The organism is Nonomuraea antimicrobica (genome assembly GCF_039536965.1).
Lineage (GTDB): Bacteria > Actinomycetota > Actinomycetes > Streptosporangiales > Streptosporangiaceae > Nonomuraea > Nonomuraea antimicrobica.
Genome location: NZ_BAAAZP010000041.1, coordinates 24,380 through 45,694, shown reverse-complemented (window position 1 = coordinate 45,694; position 21,315 = coordinate 24,380). Strand labels below are relative to the sequence as shown.

General features: G+C 68.1%; 16 protein-coding genes and 1 pseudogene. 12 read left to right on the top strand and 5 right to left on the bottom strand.

The features are described from left to right. On the bottom strand, window positions 1-563 hold a 563-nt coding region (locus ABD844_RS12100; protein WP_344876094.1), incomplete at its 3' end, for a hypothetical protein. A gap of 530 nt (window positions 564-1,093) precedes the next feature. On the opposite strand from ABD844_RS12100, the gene ABD844_RS12095 reads away from it, so the two are divergent. Then, the gene (locus ABD844_RS12095) at window positions 1,094-1,339 is read left to right on the top strand and encodes a hypothetical protein (protein ID WP_344876092.1); all 246 of its coding nucleotides are present in this window, start codon (window positions 1,094-1,096) and stop codon (window positions 1,337-1,339) included. Window positions 1,340-1,654: 315 nt separating this feature from the next. Here the strand turns inward: ABD844_RS12095 and ABD844_RS12090 are convergent, their stop codons facing one another. Continuing rightward, entirely contained in the window at window positions 1,655-2,941 is a 1,287-nt protein-coding gene (locus ABD844_RS12090; RefSeq protein WP_344876090.1) for a CynX/NimT family MFS transporter, read from the bottom strand. Window positions 2,942-3,025: 84 nt separating this feature from the next. Then, complete coding sequence (locus tag ABD844_RS12085) at window positions 3,026-3,955, bottom strand: alpha/beta fold hydrolase (RefSeq protein WP_344876088.1); 930 nt, start codon at window positions 3,953-3,955, stop codon at window positions 3,026-3,028. 127 nt (window positions 3,956-4,082) lie between these two features. On the opposite strand from ABD844_RS12085, the gene ABD844_RS12080 reads away from it, so the two are divergent. The 9 genes and pseudogenes from ABD844_RS12080 to ABD844_RS12040 all read left to right on the top strand — a co-directional run bounded on the left by ABD844_RS12080 (window position 4,083) and on the right by ABD844_RS12040 (window position 14,344). Then, the gene (locus ABD844_RS12080) at window positions 4,083-4,400 is read left to right on the top strand and encodes an ArsR/SmtB family transcription factor (protein WP_344876086.1); all 318 of its coding nucleotides are present in this window, start codon (window positions 4,083-4,085) and stop codon (window positions 4,398-4,400) included. 639 nt (window positions 4,401-5,039) lie between these two features. Then, window positions 5,040-6,389 carry a WD40 repeat domain-containing protein gene (locus ABD844_RS12075; RefSeq protein ID WP_344876084.1) on the top strand — a complete coding sequence of 450 codons (1,350 nt, stop codon included), beginning with the start codon at window positions 5,040-5,042 and terminating at the stop codon, window positions 6,387-6,389. Between the two features lie 484 nt (window positions 6,390-6,873). Next, window positions 6,874-7,005: pseudogene (locus ABD844_RS12070) on the top strand (IS701 family transposase); the annotation flags it as partial. A 1,184-nt stretch (window positions 7,006-8,189) separates the two neighbouring features. Beyond that, entirely contained in the window at window positions 8,190-8,462 is a 273-nt protein-coding gene (locus ABD844_RS12065) for a hypothetical protein (protein WP_344876082.1), read from the top strand. 259 nt (window positions 8,463-8,721) lie between these two features. Further along, window positions 8,722-8,952: a hypothetical protein gene (locus ABD844_RS12060; RefSeq protein WP_425568547.1), complete on the top strand. Its 231-nt coding sequence runs from the start codon at window positions 8,722-8,724 to the stop codon at window positions 8,950-8,952. 208 nt (window positions 8,953-9,160) lie between these two features. Further along, window positions 9,161-9,715: a hypothetical protein gene (locus ABD844_RS12055; RefSeq protein WP_344876080.1), complete on the top strand. Its 555-nt coding sequence runs from the start codon at window positions 9,161-9,163 to the stop codon at window positions 9,713-9,715. Between the two features lie 484 nt (window positions 9,716-10,199). Further along, window positions 10,200-11,582 carry an MFS transporter gene (locus tag ABD844_RS12050; protein WP_344876078.1) on the top strand — a complete coding sequence of 461 codons (1,383 nt, stop codon included), beginning with the start codon at window positions 10,200-10,202 and terminating at the stop codon, window positions 11,580-11,582. Window positions 11,583-11,819: 237 nt separating this feature from the next. Further along, window positions 11,820-13,706 (top strand): RiPP maturation radical SAM C-methyltransferase, encoded by a 1,887-nt coding sequence (locus ABD844_RS12045; RefSeq protein WP_344876076.1) that lies wholly within the window; start codon window positions 11,820-11,822, stop codon window positions 13,704-13,706. A gap of 17 nt (window positions 13,707-13,723) precedes the next feature. Beyond that, window positions 13,724-14,344, top strand: coding sequence for a DUF5825 family protein (locus ABD844_RS12040; protein WP_344876074.1), 621 nt, complete (start codon window positions 13,724-13,726; stop codon window positions 14,342-14,344). Window positions 14,345-14,420: 76 nt separating this feature from the next. Here the strand turns inward: ABD844_RS12040 and ABD844_RS12035 are convergent, their stop codons facing one another. Then, window positions 14,421-15,890, bottom strand: coding sequence for a serine/threonine protein kinase (locus ABD844_RS12035; RefSeq protein ID WP_344876072.1), 1,470 nt, complete (start codon window positions 15,888-15,890; stop codon window positions 14,421-14,423). 258 nt (window positions 15,891-16,148) lie between these two features. On the opposite strand from ABD844_RS12035, the gene ABD844_RS12030 reads away from it, so the two are divergent. Then, window positions 16,149-16,394: a WXG100 family type VII secretion target gene (locus ABD844_RS12030; RefSeq protein WP_344876070.1), complete on the top strand. Its 246-nt coding sequence runs from the start codon at window positions 16,149-16,151 to the stop codon at window positions 16,392-16,394. Between the two features lie 57 nt (window positions 16,395-16,451). Here the strand turns inward: ABD844_RS12030 and ABD844_RS12025 are convergent, their stop codons facing one another. Next, window positions 16,452-20,834: a type VII secretion EssC family protein gene (locus tag ABD844_RS12025; protein WP_344876068.1), complete on the bottom strand. Its 4,383-nt coding sequence runs from the start codon at window positions 20,832-20,834 to the stop codon at window positions 16,452-16,454. Between the two features lie 184 nt (window positions 20,835-21,018). Between ABD844_RS12025 and ABD844_RS12020 the strand changes: the two genes are divergently transcribed. Beyond that, window positions 21,019-21,315, top strand: a complete 297-nt coding sequence (locus ABD844_RS12020) for a hypothetical protein (RefSeq protein WP_344876066.1) — start codon at window positions 21,019-21,021, stop codon at window positions 21,313-21,315.

Here is a 21,315-nt window from a genome sequence, read left to right as displayed (position 1 = left end):
GCACGCCGATCCTGTCTGATTCTTTCCAAGATCTGTATCACGAAGTCAGACGCAACCCACAGGTCCGCGACATCTCTCTGGCTGTGCGCCAATCGATCCAAGGACTTCTCTCGATGGACAAGAGCGTATGACCAGCGGGTCAGATCATCTCCCCATGCCTTCCACGCTGCTGCGACTTCAGTAGGGCTCGCCTTCTCGTTACGGCGACGTTGCACGTAACGCCCGTAGCTCGCCTCAACAGCTCGCCTGGCCTCGGTCAGCGCCGTGGCCTCGGTGGAAAGGATCACGGTGTCGGCTTGTGGAATTTCCGTCCCGATATAGGCGGATAGGTCGACGCCATCCTTGACCTCTGCGAGATGGACCAAGGCGCGAACCCACTCCTTCAGCGCCCAATACCAGGATTGCTGGGCGTGGCTTAGATCGCGGGTGGAGCTGTTTCCCGCTCGCAGACCGTGGCGAGCCTGCTGGTAATAGGCCATAGCCTGGCGAATTTCGCGGTACGCATCCTTGAACGCCTGCCGAGCGTCTTCCTGATCCTCGCGGGTCCAATCCCCAGGTAGCATGCTCGGATCATAGAACTCAACTGCCCCACGCTGATGCCTTCCAAGCCACTGTTTCTGACCCCAACGCCACTCGGATTGCAGCGCTCCATGACACACGGTTGCTGTGAGAGGGCCGTGCGTGGTCTGGGGTGGACGGCAACGAGTGCTCCCGAGAGGGGGGTTTCCGGCAATCGCTGCACTCGTATCTTGAACGGACCGGACGATCACAAACCTTCCTCAGGTTCTACGGGCGACGAGCTCGTAGATAACGGCACGGGAGGGCTTGCGATACCGCGGCTCCAGGTTCTACCTGCGCAAAGAGTCTCAGATGTCTATTCTGGAGCGGCAATACCTGCGGTCTTGGCCTCCCCTTCTTCGGTCGGGATTACATGCCTAATTTGGGCGAAGGTGTGAATGAGCGACGATCTTCTTCAAGGCAGTGACCTGTCCGTTGCTGATCTGGCCGAGCAGCGCTGGCAGGTGCGCCCCAAACTGGCGATCGAACGTTTCGCTCAGCCCGGCTGGTCCTATGAGCAGCAGATCAACGTGCCGTGCCCCCCTGCCTACCAGGGCGACTACACCGGTGCGGACCGTTCACGGTACAGGCATGGGCCAGCCACGACGGCGGCAAGAACTGGACCGCTCTGGGCACCCGCACCACCGACCGGGCCGGGCAGGCCCGGTTCGACATCCGCACGCCGCGGGACGCCAAGGCCGTGACACTACGGGTCAAGGCCGGCGACGCCCAGGGCAACTCGGTGGACCAGACCATCACCGACGCCTGGCACGTACGCTGAACCCGCCCTGAGAGGGCCGGCATCGGCCCTCTCAGGCTCGGCGGCGAGCGCCGGCCCCATCCGGGCCGGCTCGACGGCGCGTGAAGTCGGCCACCCAGGCGGCGTTCGGCCGCTCCGCGGTGAAGTCGCGCCGCGGTCCCGGCGAACTCCGCGTGATGGGCCTTCACCTGCTGGGCATGGTTCACGCACGTTGGGATCCACACCGCCCCTGACTCAGTTGCCGGAGAAGAACGCCTCGGCGATGGGCAGGACGAGTTCGGCGCGGTCCATCACACGGGTGTGCGTCGTCCCGGCAGCACGGTGATGGCGCGCAGGTCATCGGCCTGCCACCCCTGCCACCCTTGCCACGCCTCGACATCGCGGATCACCACCGATGTGGCGATCGCGGGCCGCCGCCAGTCCGGTGCACAGTTGTGGCACGAGGAGGGCCAGGAGTAGGACGAGGCCGGCCGTCCATGTGCCGGTTACGGCTTGGAGCAAGCCGAATGTGAGGGGGCCCGCGGCCGCGATGACGAAGCCGATGGACTGCGCCATCGTGGACAGGGCAGCGGTGTCCTCGGTGGTCCGGGAGCGCAGGACGATGAGGGTAAGGGTCAGCGGGAAGATGGGACCCTGGCCGAGCCCCATCAGGGTCGCCCACAGGTAGGGAGCCGCGGTGGGGGCGATGAGCAGCCCCAGAAGACCGGTGGCGGTGAGGGCGGTCAGGAGGACGATCCAGGGGCGTTGGCTCGGGCGTCTGGCCGCCAGAGTGGGCAGGACCAGGGAGACGGGGATGGCCACGAAACCGGTGACGGACAGCAGGAATCCGGCGGTGGCCTGGTCGATCCCCGCGTCGATGAAGATGGACGGCAGCCAGGCCAAGATCGTGTGATAGCTGAGCGCCTGGAGTCCGAACAGCCCGGTGACCTGCCAGGCGAGCCGGTCGTGCAGCAGCCGCCGCAGGTGGGCCAGGCTGGGCCCCGCCGAGTGATCAGCGAAGCGCGCGTCTGAACGTAGCTGCGGCGTCCAGACGATGAGGGCGACGAGCGCGGGAAGGCTCCAGATGGCCAGGGCGGTGGGCCAGCCACCCCCGATCGCGTCTCCGAGGGGAACGGTCACGGCGGCGGCGATGGCGGCGGAGGAGGCCAGCGCGGTGGTGTAGAGGCCGGAGATCAGGCCGGCCCGATCGGGGAAGTCGCGGCGTACGAGGACGGGCAGCACGATGTTGCCGACGGCCACGGCGGCGCCGACCAGGACAGTCCCGGCGAACAGCGCAAGGGCCGAGCCGCCGAGCCACATCGCCGTGGCCGCCGCGATGGCGGCCAGTGCCCAGGCCAGGCTGCGTTCGATGCCCAGACGGTTGACCAGCAGCGGTGCCACCGGGCCCGCCAGGCCGAAGAACAACACGGGAAGAGTCGTCAGCGCTCCGGCGGCGGCTCCCGACAGGTGGAGGTCCCTGCTGATTGGCTCCAGGATGGTCGCGGTGGCCGCGATGGCGGGGCGCAGATTGGCCGCTATCAGCACGACGCCCAGGACGAGGAGCGCGCGCGCCGCCCGGTGCGTACGGGCGGAGGCGATCGGGGTGGCCGGGGCCCGGTCGGGCGTCCGGTGCAGGAAGGGCATGGATGCTCCGATCAAGCAGCCTGCGGACCCTGGACGAGGTCGGCGTGACCGTGTCGAGGGCCCGCTGCGAAGGGGATCGCGCTGTCAGCCGAGGAAGGCGGTCAGTGCGTCGATGACGGCCTGGGGTTGTTCCTCGGGGATGTAGTGGCCGCAGTCGACCACCTCGATCACCTGGACGTCCGTACCCTTGGACGGCATCAGCTCACGCAGGAAGGCGTAGTTGCTCTTGTCTCCGCCGAGGGCGAGGATCGGCGTGGTCACCCGCCCATAGGTCTGCTCGTCGTCGATGTCGCGGGTGAAGGTCTGGTACCAGCCGTTGCCCGCACGTACGGCGTCGGCGGTGGAGTAGGCGTGGGCGTACACCTGCCGGGACCGCTCGTCGACAGAGTCCGGGTCCTTGGCCTGACGGTTGAAAAGCCAGTCGACCAGCAGCCGGCTGCGGCCTTCCAGCAGTTGCTCAGGCAGGTTACGGACCTGGTTGAAGGCGAACCACCACAGGTAGGAGCGGGCGCCGGCCTCGATGACCGAGTCGACGTGCTGGTCGGACTCGGGGAGCAGGCCGAACGTGGACCACGTCTTGTCGGGGTGGGGGACGTCCAGCAGCGCGATCTTGGTGGTCGCCTCGGGATAATTGGCCGCGAACGCGTACGCAACCATGGCGCCGATGTCGTGGCCGGCGATGCTGACGGTCGTCAGGCCCAGGTGGCGGACGAGAGCGTGGATGTCGGCCGCCATGGTCTTCTTGTCGTAGCCGTCGGCGGGCTTGTCCGAGCCGCCCATGCCGCGCAGGTCCACGGCGATCACCCGGTGGCGGCGGGCCAGCTCGGGCATGACCTTGCTCCACTGCCACCAGGTCTGCGGCCACCCGCCGAGCAGGAGCAACGGCTCACCGCTGCCGCCCTCGACGTAGTGCAGACGAACTCCGTTCACCTCGGCGTGGCGGCTGGAGAAGGCTCCCTCCAGCGAACGCGCGAGCTCGGGGTCGTGCAGGGGATCGGTGGGGGACGTGTTCATGGGGTTCCTTGTCGTTCGACCGTACGGTAATTTCGTACCGTTTATTCGTACGAGATGCTCGTACAGTCGTACGGAAGGTGTCAAGTAGCGGAGAGCAATTGTACGAAAATCGCGTACAGTGGTAGGCGTGGCCGTACTGCATCATCCCGACACCCAGGAGATCGAGCTGGTCGATGTGCTCGCCGCCCTCGGGCATCCGGTCCGCCTCGACATCGCACAGGCCCTTGCCTCCGGCGAAGAGAGGTTCTGCGGCGAGATCATGCCCGACGTCCCCAAGTCGAGCATGACCCACCACTGGCGAGCCCTGCGCGAGAGCGGCGTGATCCGCCAGCGCCGCGCCGGCCGCAAGCTCTACCTCACGCTGCGCCGCGACGATCTGGAGACCCGCTTCCCCGGCCTGCTCGACATCATCCTCAACCGGACGGCCCAGGACAGGGGCGAGTGAGCACGCCGCGTTGAGCCGGGCTCGAACATCCGGGAAACGTACTCCGCCTGGCTCGAAAAGGAGGAGGCAACCCCAGGATCGTGGCGTGGATGGTGGCGTTCACCTCGGCGCGGAGGCTGGTGGCCAGGCCCTCCAGCCCGTCGTGTACCCAAGCAGCTCCAGCCGGAGCAATTCCAGCGCCGCTCTGGATCCGCACGTAGGGGTGCGGTCATGGTCGGCGGTTGGGGCGTTTGCCTCAGCGGTGAGTCGTCCATGCTGGTCGGATCAGACTACGCACAGTGATGATCGTGTCGGCAAGGTCGAAGAATGCGCCGATGACGGCTTCTGTTCAATCCCCGCCCCGACCGGGCGCCAACGCGCCGTAGAGGGCCGCCATCGCGCGGGCGCCCGGCGCTCGCCGCGCTGGATCGTCATCTGCCCCCGGGACAGACCCGCCGCACTGCGTGCTGCCGGGGCCGGGGCCCATGGAGATCATGGACGCAGCCGGTGCCGTCGGGAGGGATGGGCCGATGCAGGAGATCCGGGGATCATGTGCGGAATCCGTGGACTGCGAACCATAATCACGGAGTGTGTGAAGATCAGCTTTACCAGTCGTTTCGTGTGCGTGGACGCTCCTTCTTCTGACTGTGAGGTTCGCAATTGTCCACCGATCTGTACGGTGTCCGCGTGCTTGCGCTCGAACCCGAGCGCCGCAGGGTGACGTTCAAGGTCTTCGTCGTCTACTACGACACGCACGCCAAGACCTGCCCGCCGCTGCCAGATGAGCCCGGCTTCTTCCTCCATGTCTTGTGGCAGCAGGGGCGGTGGGAGCATCCGCTGGGCGAAGCGATCACCGTGGACCAGATCCGGAACGAGGAGTGGGTCAACATCCACAGCCGGTGGTTCATCGAGAACATCGAGCGGACCTCGACCGCCAACTATCCGCCCCAGGATGAGGACTTCGAGCGGCTCTACGACTTCTCCTACGAGCGCCCGGGCGGCTGGAAGGACGAAGAACTGCTCGTCCAGGCCGATTACGACGTGCAAGTGACCGATCCGCGCTGGCTGGAGCAGTTGAGTGTCGGCGACGCCTGGGGTACGGCGGCGTACCCCATGGCTGCCGACGATGTGCGCTGCGAGGAGGCTGCGTACGTCCCGGACCTGCGCGACGCGGTCACGCTCATGCCCTTCGAGGGCCGGTCCGAGGAGGCGGGCACACCGGGTGGGCTCGCCTTCTCGGACGACGGCCGCTATCTGGCGGTCGCCAGCGACGAGGACGGGCTGGTGATCTACAACACCGACGACTGGGCCGAGCATGCCGATGTCGACGGCGTGAGAACAGGGCTCTTCCCCCAACTCACCTGGGTTCCCGGGGAGCACGTGGTGGCGCTGACGGGGTTCCGAGGGGACGGGCAGTGGGCGTACGACGTGGCCGCGCGCGCCTCCGTCGACGTCCCCCGTCAACCAGGGAAGGCCCGGTCCCGCACGGGCCGCTATCGCGTGGATTACGGCGAGGGCTACTGGCTCGACGCGTTCGTCAGCGATTCCGGCAGAGCTGAGGACGTCGTGCCCGTCGGTGCGGACGATCCGGAATTCACCGTCGAGTCGGCGGCTTTCACCGCGGACGAGTCCAGGCTGTTCGTGGCAGGCATGGACTCGAATATCCACGTCCTGGATTCGTCGACCGTGAGCATCGTGGACACCATCGCCGACGTCGGGGAACGGGTGATTGGTCTGGCGGTGAGCCCGGACGGCGCCTTTGTGGCGGCAACGGTCGACACGAACCGGTACTACGAGCCCAGTGAGCACGAGTTGTGCGTCTGGAGGATCGCCGACCACAAGATCGTCACGCGCCGCCGCGGCGGCATCTACGGCGGTCCGCTGGCCTGGTCACCGGACGGCCGCTGGCTGGCGGCCAATGTGACCACCGGCTTCGACGGCTGCGGTGGTGAGACGCGGATCTTCCCGATCGGGCTGCCCGCCGATCCGCCGGCCGGTCTGTTCGGGTAACGGCAGCGATGGAAAAGATCGCCTCGTCCTCCGTGGATGGCGGACGAGGCGGCTGGACCGCTTCCAGCCCATGCAGATAGGCGTGTGGTCATGGTCGGCGCTTGGTACGCCAGTGACACTTTGAGAGCATGGTCGGGATCTGCGCTGGTAGTGGCATTGGAGGCTCGTGGCTGGTGATGGCGTTGCCAGGCAGGCCAGTACAGATCGAGCGCCTCTACTTTCGGCCGCGGGTTGCCGGCCGCACGATGAGGAGGACCACGCCGCCGACAACTCCGACGAAGATGAGCAGCGTACTGTCGGAGGCAGACTCCAAGGTGGCCCTTGCCTGGGGCGTCCGCAAGGCTCCGGCGCTGGTGGATCGGGGTCACATGGCGACGGCCACTGCGTGATCATTCGGAGTTTGTGAAGACCAACCAAAGATCGTGCGGTGGCCGCGGGCCACAGCGTAGATCCTGACGGCTGGGTGGTCATCTTCAACGAGTTGATGGCCCGGATTGCCAGCCACTTCGGCCGCGTCGAACCACGCCGCACCGCCACCGCCTACGTGCGCGGGCTGCTGGCCGACATCGACCGCAAGAACTGCTGGAACCTGGCCGAACACGCCGGGCTGATCGGCTTACTGGATCCCATGACTGCGTGATGGGAGCCCCGGTGAACATCAACGCCCTCCTCGCTTTCCTCGGCGCTCCCATGGTCCTGGGCGGCTGACCTGGATCATTGCCGCACTCCGTACGCCAGGCCCTGAAGAGCCCGTACGTCCGCCCTCGCGATGAATCAGTGCCCACGCGGCCCTTGCTGTGCACTACCGCGTGATCGTCACGGTCCTGATCGCGGCGATCGCGATCTTCGCCGTCACGAAATGGCCAGTGGCATCTGTGGCCGTCTGAGTCGCCGGCCCGCCAATCCCAGGCAGGCTGCCCAGCCTGGAGCAGGTCGCGAGCATTCTGACCTCGCCGATGGTCGCAGCCGCACCTGATCGCGCGGCAAAGCCCCAGCTCGCATCGCGAAACCCGGGTTTCCGAGCGGGACACGCTGAGCCGTCGCGATCCGACCACGCCGCCCGACGAACCGCGTCACCGCTGGTTGAGGATGTGATGTTCATGACCATCGCGCGGCGTCCAGGCATGCTGAGCCAGGCGTGATATCCGATCCGATATCGATGATCGACTAATGTGGATATTGGACAGCGGGCCGTTTGGCTGGTGTGCTTTGATCACGAAGCAGTGAAGACGAAGATTCCGCGGTGCTGCCCTGTGCCCGCATTCACCGTCGCCGATTGTGGATGCACCAGGTCGTCACGCGAGGCGGCATTGTCCTTTCGCGCCCACCATCGACATCGATACAGCGACAATAAGCGGAGCTCCAAATCAAGGTTCATTTGAAGCCGGACCATTTATCGGAAAGGTGACTGGTGAACAAGGTGTGGGGGAGGCCTCGATCGCCATGGCGGTCGGTGTCGTCGTTCCGGCGACATCGCTTGGTGGCGCGGCACTGGCGGCGCCTCGGCCGTGTTCGTGTGACGTCGCTTTTCCTGGCGCCATCGAGAACGGCAGCACGGCCAATGGTTGGGGCCATCCAGTGGACCTGCAACGGTGCGCCGGAACAGCTTCGTACTCGATGCTGCCGGCGGCACCCGCGAGAGTACGCGGGGCGATGGTTTTCTGTAACCTCTCCACTTTGCGGGAATTAACCGATCGCCGCAGTTGACGCACATTATGGAATATCTATATCCTGGCCAGGTTCAGTCGAATCGGGGAACACGTATAAAGTGTTCCACTTATCGGAAAGTTAGGAGAATCTGTGAATACCAAGAAAATCGTTCTTTCTCTGGCCGCGTCTGCGGCATTCTTCGGTGCGACCATGGCGATGGCGCCGGCCGCCAGTGCCGGTGACATTGGCTGGGACGTGACCCCGGCTGGTGACATTGGCTGGGACGTGACCCCGGCTGGTGACATTGGCTGGGACGTGACCCCGGCTGGTGACATTGGCTGGGACGTGACCCCGGCCGGTGACATTGGCTGGGACGCGACTCCGGCCGGTGACATTGGCTGGGACGTGACCCCGGCTGAGTAAGTTGAATTGATGCCCCCCGGTGCGAGGCGCTGGCGTGGATCTCGCACCGGTACGGGCCCGTCGTCGGGGCAGGACGGCGGGCGAAGCTCAGAGGACGTCGGTTCGAATCCGACCAGCCTTGCCCCAAATCGTGGACGTCATCGGTGGGGGCGTGGGTGTCGGTCGCCGATCCCTACTTGACTGGGACACCGCCGCTCGGATGAGGAACCCTCCCCAACCAGGCTGAGGTCGAGACCTGCCTGCGATACCGCGACGCCTCTTGACCAGCGGCGACGACTTTCCGAACCCCACAGCGTGTCGTCATCTGATCGCCGACAGGTTTGACTTGGCCGGGGCGCGGTGGGGTCTGGCCGGGGCCGAAGCGGTGTTGAAGCTCCGTGCGCTGGTCGCCAACGGTCATCTGGAGGAGCGCTGGCGTTACCACCTTGCCCGGCAACACGAGCGTGTCCATCAGACCGGCTACCAGGACGGATATGCCCTCACGGCTTGATCGCTCCAGCCACTGAGAACGAGTCGCACCCATCTGAGCAGGGCGGAGTGCCTGGCTCACACCATCAGCCCTCCGCACCATAAAGTCACGGCCCTTCGCGGGCATCGCCAAGACACTCATCGACCCGTACGACTCGCCAACGAACCGGAAGCAGCAGAGCTACGGGTGGCACAGGGGGAGCAAGACTCGTCACGCTAAAGTGCCGCTTATGCAACGATTGTCGGCCCTATTCGTCGGTGCAGTGATCGGGACAGTCTTCATCTTCCTTAGCGTCAACGAGTCCCTCAGCTCATCCTTGGCAATTGTCCTGCGCGTGCTCGCCGCCGTTGCCCTCACCAGTGTCGTCGTCATGTGGCTCCTCGGCGTCAAGGTCGCCCAGTCGGGCGGCGCTTTGAGAGCGGAGCCGAATGCGGCGGAGGGCTTCTTCGGCCGCAGGTACGTCCTCGTCGTCGTCGCCGCTGAGGCCGCGCTGCTCTTTGCCGGGCTCACCCTGCTCCGCAATTGGAGCTTGCCGGAGCAGGTCAACATGGCCTGGCTGGCATTCATGGCGGGCGTGCACTTCGTCGCGTTCGCGCCCGTCTGGCGGGAACGCGGCCTTCTGATCCCCGGCGTGGTCCTCATCCTGATCGGCGTTGCCGGTTTCGCGCTGGCCGCCGCCACGGCCTTGGAGTGCGTGCCCGTCGCGAGCGGCGTGCTGACCGGAGTTACTATTCTGGCCGGATCCGCCGCCTACTCCTGGCGGACGCTGACGTCAATGCGGTAGTCGAAGCGCAGACCCGTCTCGCGCGTCTGCTCGCACGGTAGACGACGACCACTCGTCCAAGCAGCCCAGGCCTGATCCCGCCCAGCTCAGCCACTCGCTCAGATAGAGCTACACCCTTTCTATTTTCGGGTCAGATCGGTGGCGACCGCCTCGGCGGCCAGCGGTCCAGCGGGAGGAGGACTTCGCCGCGCTGATCGTCGAACTGGCCGTGTTCCGCAATGACCGGTTGCAGCACCAGCGCCCGGACCGTAGTTCGGCCCAGGCCGCCGGGGTCAGCCCGACCACGATCGAGGACTTGGCCGGCGGGTGATCGCCGCTACACCCGGACGCGATGAAGGCGCCAGGTCCTTAGGCCCGATTTTCACCGACAAGAAGGGATCGGAAGGTTTTCTTCTTGGCCTTCGGCGGTTAGCTTTGTTGCTACTAGTCCCTGTGACAGGAGACCGGCGGATCGATGGTGACCGGGATCTCGGCAGACCGAAGCGTGCTTCGTAATCCGGGCTTTCGGTTGTTCTTCGCGGCCGACACGGCAAGCCAGATCGGATCCAACGTCGCCCTGGTAGCCCTTCCCCTGGTAGCGGTGATGGCGCTCGGCGCCTCACCGTTCGAGACCGGGCTGGTGGTCGTGGCCGAGCGGGCGGCGTACCTGCTCGTCAGCTTACCGGCTGGGGTGTGGGTGGACCGGTTGCGCCGACGTCCCATCATGATGGTCGCCGACCTGGCACGAGCGGTGCTGCTGGCCTCCATTCCGCTGGCCTGGTGGGTCGGCGCGCTCACGATGGCGCAGCTTTATGTCGTCGCCCTCGTCACCGGTCTCGCCACCGTGTTCTTCGACATCGCCTACCAGAGCTACCTGCCGAGCCTGGTCGGCCGCGATCTCCTGGTCGACGGAAACTCCAAGCTGGAGGTCGTGCGATCGGGCGCCGAGGTGAGTGGCCCGATGTTGGGCGGCTGGCTGGTGCAGTTCATCACCGCCCCGCTGACGGTGCTAGCCACAGCGGCGGGTTATCTCCTGTCGGCGGTGTTTCTCGGACGGATCCGCGTCCCCGAGAGCGTGCCTGGGCCCACCGCTCGCCGCGGCCTGTTCGAGGAGATAGGGGAGGGGCTCCGGTTCGTTGCCACGCATCCGATCCTGCGGATGATCGTGCTGTGCATGGGGATCGCCAACTTCTCGGCCAGCATGCTCCTGTCCGTACAAGCGATCTTCATGGTGCGCGAGGTGGGCGTGTCCCCGGGGCTCTACGGAACCCTGATGGCAGCGGGAGCGCTCGGCGGCCTTGCCGCTGTCGTGCTGGTGCGGCCGCTCACCCGGCGGATCGGCTCGGCCCGGCTCATCTGGGTCGCCCTGCTCGTCGCCGCGCCGGGTTCGCTGCTGATTCCGCTGACCGAGCCGGGCTGGCGGGTGTGGCTGTTCGCCGTCGGGCTCTTCGTCGACGTGCTGGGCGTGGTGATGTACAGCATCTCGCAGGTCAGCTTCCGGCAGGCGACGACGCCGGCGGACCTGCTCGGCCGGATGAACGCCACGATACGCGTGGTCGCTTTCGGCGCTCTCCCGCTCGGCGCCCTCGCCGGCGGTCTCATCGGAGAGGTGTTCGGCGTGCGTACCGCCGTCTGGGCAGGGGCAGTCGGATCGGCGCTGTGCGTGATCCCGCTCCTGTGCTCACCGCTGGTACGCATGCGCGATCTGCCCGGTGGCGACAACGGCGGAGGCCCCGACGACACCGGTCCGGCCCTGGCACCCGCCTGGGCCGAAGACTGGAGCGGACGAGCGCCCGCGATCTCATCGACCCCCACGGCACCCTCGAAGACGGCAGGCGGGAACGACCCCGCCGGCCGTACCGTCAACACCCCACAGGAGGAGAGATGACCGGCGACCCGTGCCCGAAGCACACCGAGGCCGTCACGGCTGAGGAAGCGGACGACCTCGTGCCCCATGTGTTCGAGGATCACGACATCCTGAGTCTGTACCCGCACGTCTGAGTGGTTTCCGCACGCGGTGGCACCGGTGGCCATGGTGACCGGCATCGCCGCCGCGTGCGGCACACAAGCAGCTTCCGCCCTTGAAGACACCTGAGAGCCCTTGATGCGCCTTGTCCTCGTGAGCATGCCCTGGGCGGTCGTCGACTTCCCCTCGATCGCGCTCGGAATTCTGCGGCGAAGCGTCGCGAAGGCGATGCCGGACGTGGAGATCGAAACGCTCTATGCCAACATCGCCTATGCGGACTGGATAGCCGAGCACCACGAGTTCGGCTCGGCCGACTACCGGTTCTACGCGGAGGACTCGTACTTTCTCGGATGCGGGGACTGGGTCTTCTCCTCAAGCCTCCATGACACTCACGAATGGCGAGTGGGGGACTATGCGGAGCTGATGGCCGGGCGGGTCTCGGATCAACGGCTGAGGACGAGCAGCGTGCTGCACGGCCTCAGCGGGCGGTTCGTCCGGGACATCGCCGAACGCGTGGCGGCGCTGGAACCGGACGTCGTCGGCTTCACGACCACGTTCCAGCAGAACGCTGCGACGCTCGCCGCAGCCAGAGAGATCAAGAAGCTCGATCCCCGCATCGTGACCGTGCTCGGCGGGGCCAACTGCGACGGCGTGCAGGGAGCCGCACTGCACCGGAACTACCCTTTCGTGGACTTCGTGGTGCGCGGTGAAGGGGAGTTGGCGTTCCCGCAGGTCCTTGGCGCGATCCGGGACGGGGGAAGCGTCCTCGACGTGCCCGGCCTCTGCTGGCGTGACGCGAACGGCACTTCGGTCGCCAACGCGATGACGATGCGACCGCTCTCCCCGTCCGACATGGTCATGCCCGACTATGACGCCTACTTCGACCAGTGGGCGCCGTCGCGGGTCGCCAACTGGGCTGCTCCCGTGCTCGTGGTCGAGGCGGCCCGCGGATGCTGGTGGGGAGAGAAACACCACTGCACGTTCTGCGGGTTGAACGGGTCCTTCATGCAGTTCCGCAGCAAGAGCCCCGCGACCTTCTTCGACGAGATCGTGACGCTGGCACGGCGGCACCAGATCCTGGACGTCTGCGTCGTGGACAACATCCTCGACATGTCCTATCTCTCCTCGCTCGTGCCCAGCCTCATCGAGTCGGGCTACGACCTGCGCTTCCACTACGAGATCAAGTCCAACCTGCGCCTGGATCAGCTGAGACTCCTCGCCCAGGCGGGCATCGTGACCGTCCAGCCGGGGATCGAGAGCCTCAGCAGCCACGTGCTGCGCCTGATGGACAAGGGGGTCAGCGGATGCCAGAACGTCCGCCTCCTCCGAGACGCCTCGACGGCCGGCGTCGTCACCTCCTGGAACTACCTGTACGGCTTCCCCGGCGAGACCTCGCAGGACTACGAGACGGTCCTCGCCCAGATCCCCGCCCTGCACCATCTCATGCCCCCGGAGACCGTGAACCGGATCGCCATCGAGCGGTTCAGCCCCTACTTCGACCGCCCGGAGCTCGGCTTCGCGGATCTGAAACCGACGGCGCAGAACAGCCTGATCTACGGCCTTCCAGAAGAGGAACTGCTGGACATCTCCTACATCTTCGACGCCGCGCCCCGCGGCATCGACGAGAACGCCGCCGACCGGCTGAGAGAGGTGCTGGACGGCTGGCGGGACGAAGCGCGGAAAAGCCGGCTCACCCAGTGCGACCTCGGCCATCGCATCGTTCTCGTGAGCCGCCGGGCACATTTCGACTGGACGGTCCTGGTCATTGACGATCCGGTGGAGTGCGCCGCCTTCCGGCTGCTGGAGCAGCCGCGCCGAGTACAGTCGCTGGTGAGCAAGCTCTCGGCACAGTGCGGCCGGGACATCTCACTGCCCGACCTCGAAGGACTGCTGCGACGATGGCGTGCGCTCGGCCTGATCTTCGAGGACGACGGCCAGATCATTCACGTCGTGCCGGAGGCGGTCAACGGGGAGTTGCTGCGCGTTGGCGCCGCCGTCGACGCCCACGAGACCGGGCGCCCCGAGCCCTCGATGCCACGCGCCTGACGACACAGGAGGCCACGATGAACGGGCGAGAGGCCACGCTGTGGCGCGACTACCACCGCGACGCCATTGCCGTGACCGGCATGTCCTTGGGGACGAGGCAGCTCAGGGGGCATCCTTCCGCCTGCGCGCTGGAGCTGTTCCGGCAAGGGTGCCGCAAGGTGACGTTCGACGACGTCGTCGATGTGGAGTCCGGCACGGACGAAGTGGCGGCGGTGCGAAGCCTCGCCCTCGTTCGCGAGTTGACCGCCCTGGGGATCGTGACGGAGTGGCGGTTACGGCTCGGAGGTGATGTCTCCTGGCAGGTCATGAGCCATCTCTATCCGCCGCTGGAGATCGTGTCGGGGGAGACCGAGGCGCTCCGGCACTGGCGGAACGCGTATGTGACCGGCCGGCTCATCTGGCGTCGGGGTCCGGGCTTTCTCCTGGTACGAGACTGCCGATGGGGCGGCATGCGGCGTTTCACCATCACCCAATCTGACTACCTCCGCGTCATCGAAGCGCTGAACGAAGGCGACGCCGCCGCGAACGCGCCCGCGCGCGTTCTGGCCACCCTGGCCGCACGGCACCTGGCCGTCCGGGTCGGCAGCATGTACTGCTGGCTCCCGTACCGCGTACGGCGCTGGCCGGACAACCGCTGATCCGAAAATCGGCCGGCAACTGAGCCTGGGTCCCGCAAGCCGCCCGATCAGCCTCTCACGGCCGCGATGTTCTCGATCATGAGCCGCATTTGTTGAGCCATGAGTGCGTGATGTTCGTGTTGCTGCCCGGAACGTGACCGGTGACGCCGTTGTCGACCTTCACCCAGTACCACCATCGCTGGTCGGCTCCCCAGCGTTTGCAGGTCGCGTAGATGCGCGCGCCCGACGGGGTGACCCCCACGTTGTCCGAGAACGGGTTGACCCTCTTCCAGATCTTGACTCCCGCGTGCACCGATCCTGCCTTGTTGGCGGTGGCCGGGGTGGGCGAGGCCCGCTCCGAACGCGTCGGAACGGGAGCATCCGAGGGCGTGGGCGTCGGGGTGGGGGTGGGGGTGGGGGACGGTTCCGGCTCGGAGGTGGGCCGGTTCCGGGTGGATCGCGTGGGTTCAGGGGTGGGCTCGGCCGTGGGTTTCCTGGAAGGGCGCGAGTCGGGGCTTCTTGCCACAGAGGGCTCGCGCACGGTGACGGTGCTCTGCGGTTGTGCCTTGCGCGTACGCGTCGGCTGCCGGGTGGTCGGTTCCCGGGTGGACGGCGACTGCGACGGGCTCTTCGTCGTCTCGACGCTGCCCGCCAGCGCCTCCGTCCGCAGCGGCGGCTCCTCGCGCAGCGTCAGCCATCCTGTCACGGCGGCGATCACGAGCACGGTCATGGCGCCCGCGGCTATGGGGATACGCAGGTCCCGTCGTTTCTTCGGCGTCTGTGGCCGGGCCGGTGGACGCTTCGAGGCCGTCGCCGGGGCCGGCGCGGACGGCATGCCGCCGATCAGCATCTGCTGGGCGGAATGGGCAGGGGGCCGCGCCGCAGGGTCCTTGGACAGGCACGCGGCCACCACCTGCCGGAGCGACCCTGAGAGCCGACCGAGGTCCGGCTCGTCCCGCAGGATCCGATGGAACACCCCAGCGGTGTCCCCGTCGCCGAACGGCGGGCGTCCGGTCGCCGCGTACACGATCGTCGAGGCCCAGGCGAACATGTCGCCCGCGAACGTGAACTCGTCCGCCGCCACCTGCTCGGGAGCGGAGAAGGCGGGCACGCCTCCGCGCGCCACCCCGTAGTCCACGATCACCGGGCCCTGTGGACCGCAGACCACGTTTCCCGGGTGCAGGTTCCCGTGTACGACGCCCGCCTGGTGGAGCGCCCCCAGCCCGGCCAGCATCCCCAGGGCGGACCGGTCGAGCTTCTCGCCGCCCCGCGGCCCGTCCGCCTCCACGACGGCGGACATCGAAGGCCCTTCGACGAGTTCGCTCACGATGTAGGGCCGCTCGCCCGCCAGCCCCGTCTCGACGACGTGGGCCGCGCACATCGACGGGATCGCGGGGAGGAGCGGTGGAACGGCGGCCCGTAGGTTGAGCAGTTTGACGGCGTACGCCATGCCGTCGCGCCGCCCGGCGTAGACCACGCCTCGCGGGCTCGCGCCGAGGCGTCCGTGGAGTTCGTACCCGCCGAGGACGGCCGGATCGTCGCCCTGGAGCGGGCGTGCCTGCGCCATCACTCGTGCAAACGTAGCAACAAAAGTGAATGATGTGGCGGAATGCGCCCCTTTTGGTGCGGGACTTTCCGGCGGAGGGCCGCGAAATTGCCTCCGCTCGGCGAGCTTTGTCCGGATTTATGTAGAGATGTCGGACTCGATCTGGTTGGTCATGGCAAACCATCAACAGCCACGAAAGTTGTGGTGTATTACTACCTTCGGGCCAGAAAATGAAAGGTGCGATTGATGACAGCTAAGGTCGGTGGAATCCTCCCGGACATGGAGGCCATGGCTAAGGCGTTCTCCCAGCAGGCCGAGGCGGCGCAGGCCATGAAGCGGGCACTCGACGCGCAGGCCAACAAGATCCCGGCCTCCTGGTCGGGGCCGAACGCGGACAAGTTCAAGAGCGCGTGGGAGAACTTCAAGCGCTCTTTCGACGACCTGCAGCGTGAGCTGCAAGAAGCCCAGCAGGGCATTCAGAAGAACAAGCAGGCCATCGCGGCCGCCACCGGCAGCGGCGGCTGACCGCCTGCCGGGTGGCGGCTCCGCCGCGTGACGCCACCCGGCAGACGGACGGGCGCGTCAGGGGGTGGCCACCTGGATCTGCTCCCAGGAGCCCCCGCGCACGAGCAGTCCTCGCCCTGCGGGGGCCATCCCGGTGGCCGCGCTGCGCGGCAGCGTGATGCCGAACAGATCGCCCTGCCCTACGCTGTTCGGCCGCAGGAGCAGCCCTGACCTGGACTTCTTCATCGCCACGATCGGCCCCGAGTACATCGAGTCGAGGTCGTCCGCGCTGCCGGCCGCGATCACCAGATTGCCCGAGTCGCGGATCTCACCCACGTGCTCGGTCAGCCAGTACGCCAGCTCCGAGTCCGTGCCGAGCAGCTCCAGGTCGTCCACGACCAGCACGTGGCGACCCCGCAACGCCGCCCGCACCTGATCCGGTGTCGCGTCCGCGCCGAACGTGGCGGGCACCCCCAGCCCCCGCAGCGGACTCGCCCTCGGCGCCACGATCGCCGGCTGCCAGCCACGTTTCACCAGGTAGGCCAGCATGGTGGCGAGGGCCGTGCTCCGTCCCGACTTCGGAGTGCCCGCCACCACGAGCGCGGGGCCGTGCTCGGCGGCGCGGAAGTACCGCTCGCCGAGGGTGTCCCCGGCCACGCCCACCACGACGGCGTCGTCCGGCGGCGGGACCTCGGCCAGCGCCAGCGTGCCCGCCAGGTCGATCTGGCCCGGCAGCGCGTCCACCCGGAACGGCCGCCGCGCTCTCGGCTGCCCCGCGTGCCGCTGCCCCGCCCGCCTCGCCACCTCGTGCAGCGCGGCCACCTGCGCAGAACCGGCCGGGTCGGCGTCCAGCAGCGCCACTTGCACCTCCCGCAGTCCCGATGCCGCGCGGAAGGCCCGCCCCGGCGGCAGGTCCTCGGGCACGTCACGGGCCTTGAGTCCCAGGTAGGAGTAGTCGGAACTATCGGTCAGCTTGAGCACCAGGCGGTCGTCGAACTGCGTGGACACCCGCCCGATCAGCGTGCTGCGGTCGCCGGTGACGACCACCTTCACCCCGGCTCCCGCGCCCTCCTGCAGGATCTGCAGCCACTGGTCGATCAGGACGCCCTGGTCGTAGGTGTCGAACGCGGCGGTGAAGCCCTCCCACCGGTCGAACAGCACCAGCAGGTACGGCAGCCTCTGCCCCGGAGGAGCGACGGCCCGCTGCTCGGTGACGTCCGCGAACCCCTGCGCGGCCAGCGACTGCTGCCTGGCCGCGATCTCGTCCAGCAGCCGGTTCGTGAGCCGGCCCAGCCGGTCCGGCGATTCGCGTCCCACCACCGCGCCCGTGTGAGGCATGCCCACCAGCGGAAGCAGCGCCTTGTTGCCGCAGTCGACGCCGTAGATGTGCACGTCGGCCGGATCAGTCAGCCGCCCGGCGGAAGCGGCCAGCGCCCGCAGCACACTGGAGCGTCCGGTACGACCGGCTCCGATGACGAGCAGATGACCGGCGGTCTCCAGGTCATAGTGCTCGACGCGGCGCACCTGCCGCGCGGGCAGGTCCGCCAGCGCGAACGGCAGCGGCGACACCCCGGAGCGCCCTGCGGCGGGAACGGGCAGGTCGTCCAGCATCACCGTCTTCGGCAGCGGCGGCAGCCACGGGCTGCGCTGCCGTTCGATGCCCAGGCCCCGAGCGGCCTCGGCGATGGCGTCCACGAGGATGGCCAGGTCGGTCACCATGCCGCCGTCGTCCTCGGAGGTCTCGGCCGGCGCGGGCAGCGGCAGGCCGAGGCGCTGCCAGCCGACGGGCTCCACCCGGACGGGCTCGCCCACCGCCGGCCCCTCTCTCGGCCGCCGGCCGCCGATCCGGGCGGACTGCACCAAGTGCAGCGAGGCCGCCCCCGAGCGCACGTAGCAGCGGCCCGGCGTGGCCTTGGAGATGGCGGCGGCCCCGGCCGAGTCGATCACGTCGGCCGACTCGTCGCCGCTGGTCACGCGGAGCGCGATGCGCAGGTTCGTGTTGGCCGCGATGTCGGGGGTCACGACGCCGCCGGGACGCTGGGTGGCCAGGATCAGATGCACGCCGAGCGAGCGGCCCCGCCGGGCGATGTCCACCAGGCCCGTGATGAAGTCGGGCAACTCGGCCACCATGGCCGCGAACTCGTCGATGACCAGCAGCAGGCGCGGCATCGCTTCGAGCGTGCGGCCCTGCGGCAGGTCGCGCAGTTCGTTGTGGTCCTCGATGTCCTTGGTGCCGGCGCGCAGCAGCAGGTGCTCGCGCCGGCGCAGTTCGGCGGCGAGCGACTCCAGCGCCCGCTCGGTCAGGTGGCCGTCAAGGTCGGAGACCATGCCGACGGTGTGCGGCAGCTTGGCGCAGTCCTTGAAGGCGCTGCCGCCCTTGTAGTCGATGAGCACGAACGTCATCTCGTCGGGCCGGTTGGCCACCGCGAGTGAGGCGATCAGCGACTGCAGCAGCTCCGACTTGCCCGCGCCGGTGGTGCCCGCGATGAGTCCGTGCGGCCCGTCCACCTTCAGGTCCACTGTGTACGGCCCGTCGGCTCCGACGCCGATCGGCACCCGGGTCGCCCGTCCGTCACGCCGCCACCGCTCCGCGATCAGGCCGGGGCCCGGGTCCGGCATGCCGAGCAGGTCGAGCAGCCGGGCCGAGTCGGGGATGGCCGCCTCGGCGTCCTGCCCGCCGATGTCCCTCAGCGGCGCCATGGCGCGGGCGGCCCGGTCGCACCATCGCGGGCTCACCAGGTCGGCGATCGCCGGGGCCGCGTGCTCGGCGGGGCCGCCGCGCAGGCGTACCGTGCCCGGGCTCTCGCACACGGCCACGGCCGTGCACTCCTCGGGCAGCAGGCGCTGGTCGTCGTCCACGCAGATCGAGTAGACGCCCACCGTGGGCCCGAGCTGCAGCAACTGGGGCACGCCCGGCAGCCCGCGCAGCGCGCGGGCGCCGTCGAGCACCACCAGCACGTTGTACGGCTGCGCGCCCGCGTACCCGCCGGCCGCGAATGTGCCGGAGGCGAACGCCCCGCCGAGCCCGAGCTGCGCCTGCCGCTCCCGCCTGGCGCCGATCTTGGCCATGAGCTCGGCCACGCGGCGGGCGACCGTCTCCGGGTCATTGCCGACGAGCGCGAGGCACTCCTCGCCGTCGCGCGGCGCGCAGTGCGGCAGCCAGCGGGCCCAGCTCCAGTTCGCCTCACCCTCGTGATCGGCCGACAGCACGACAATGCTCAGGTCGCGCGGGCTGTGCAGGGCCGCGGCCTGGGCGACCAGCCAGCGGGCCAGTGACCTGGCGGGCGGCCGGTCGCCGGTGACGCCCATCACCCCGGCCTGCGGCAGCGGCACCACGATGGGCACGGCGTGAGAGACGGGCACGGGTGGCAGGTCGTCGGAGCCGGACGCGTTGCGCTCGGGCACCAGCTCGATCTTGGCGGGCAGGTCCGTGACACCGACGCGCAGGTGCAGGGTGTCGGCGTCGTGCAGGCGCCGCTCCCACAGCCGCTGCCTGGGCCCGACGGCGGCCAGCATGGTCGCGGCGGGGTCGGGGAACTCGGCCCGGCGGCCTGCCTCATCGGCCCGGCGCAGCTCTTCCAGGTGGGTGTCGAACTCGGCGCGGCGCCGCCGGTAGTCCTTCATGGCCTGCCGGTGCTGCTTCTTGCCGTACCGCTTGTCGCTCCACCACTGCGCGATGAGTGAGGCCGGCGTGAGCAGTGTCATCAGCAGGAACCAGGGCGTGTCCATGACGAACGCCAGGACGATGCCGCCGATGCCGAACACCAGGCTGGACAGCAGTTGCAGGCGATGATGCTCGGGTCCGGGCGGTCGGATGGGCACCTCGACCGTGCGCACCGTTACAGGGCCGTCCAGCCGGGGCGGCCGGTTGTAGGCCAGCCCGCCTTCGGGCAGCGGCGTCACATGGGCGTCGGGCGGCCCCGGCGGGTGCAGGGTGAGCACGCTCAGCCCGGCCTTCAACACGCCTCCGTACGGCCACGGCTCCGGCTCGTAGAGCGGCCGGCCGTCGAGCGTGACCCCGTCGGCCATCGGCGCGACCACGATCCGGCCTGGCGCCTCGGCCCTGATCTCGGCTACGCAGTCGGGCGCCGTGGCGTCCTCAACGGTGATGGTGCACCAGCGTCCGGAACCGAGGGTGGCCAGGCCCGGCGACAACGGGTGCACCTCGCCGGCCGAAGGCCCGCCACTGACCCGTACCTCGAACAGGCCCTGCGGCTCCTGGCCGCGGACGGTGGCGGTGGCGGCGGTGGGGTTGAAGGCGATGACGTCGCCGTCGCGCAGGGCCGCGCGCGCCAGGGTTCGCGGGTCGAGCGGCCGGCCGCCCGCCCACAGGCCCCCGGCGGGGACGCCCAGCGTGCGCCGCAGGGCGGCCGTCACGTCGGCGACCGTGGCGGCCTCTCCGCCGCTGACAACCAGGCTCTGCAGGCCCCTCGCGGTCAGGGCTGTCAGGGACGTGCGCATGCAGCCTCCACTCGGCGATGCGGAATGGGGACAATCGTAAAGCTCCTCGCCGATCTCAATGAACTACTCAAACGTCTGGCGCCCCTCCCTTATCATGACAATCTTTCGATTTCCCCGAGGTGACTCACGAAGTTGTCAGGAACTCGCCCGATAGACCGTGATCTTTCCCCGTTAGGATGCTGCGGTGGCTGAGGTGGACAACCCGATGCATGTCTATCTGGTGCAGCTGAAACGCCAGATGGAGTCAGTACGGCCAGCGCTCCGCAACGGCCTCGACAGACCGACCAGGAATATGGCCGGCGGCAAGGTGTGGACCAGCGCCGCGGCCACAGCCTTCGCCCGCGCCCTCGATGCCAACGACGCCAAGACCAAGAAGGCCGTGGACCGCGCGTACGAGGATCTGACGGACAGACTGGCCAGGACGCCCGAGAAGGTCTCCCCGGAGGAGGCCGACAAGATCCGGCGCCGGTACGGGTTGTGA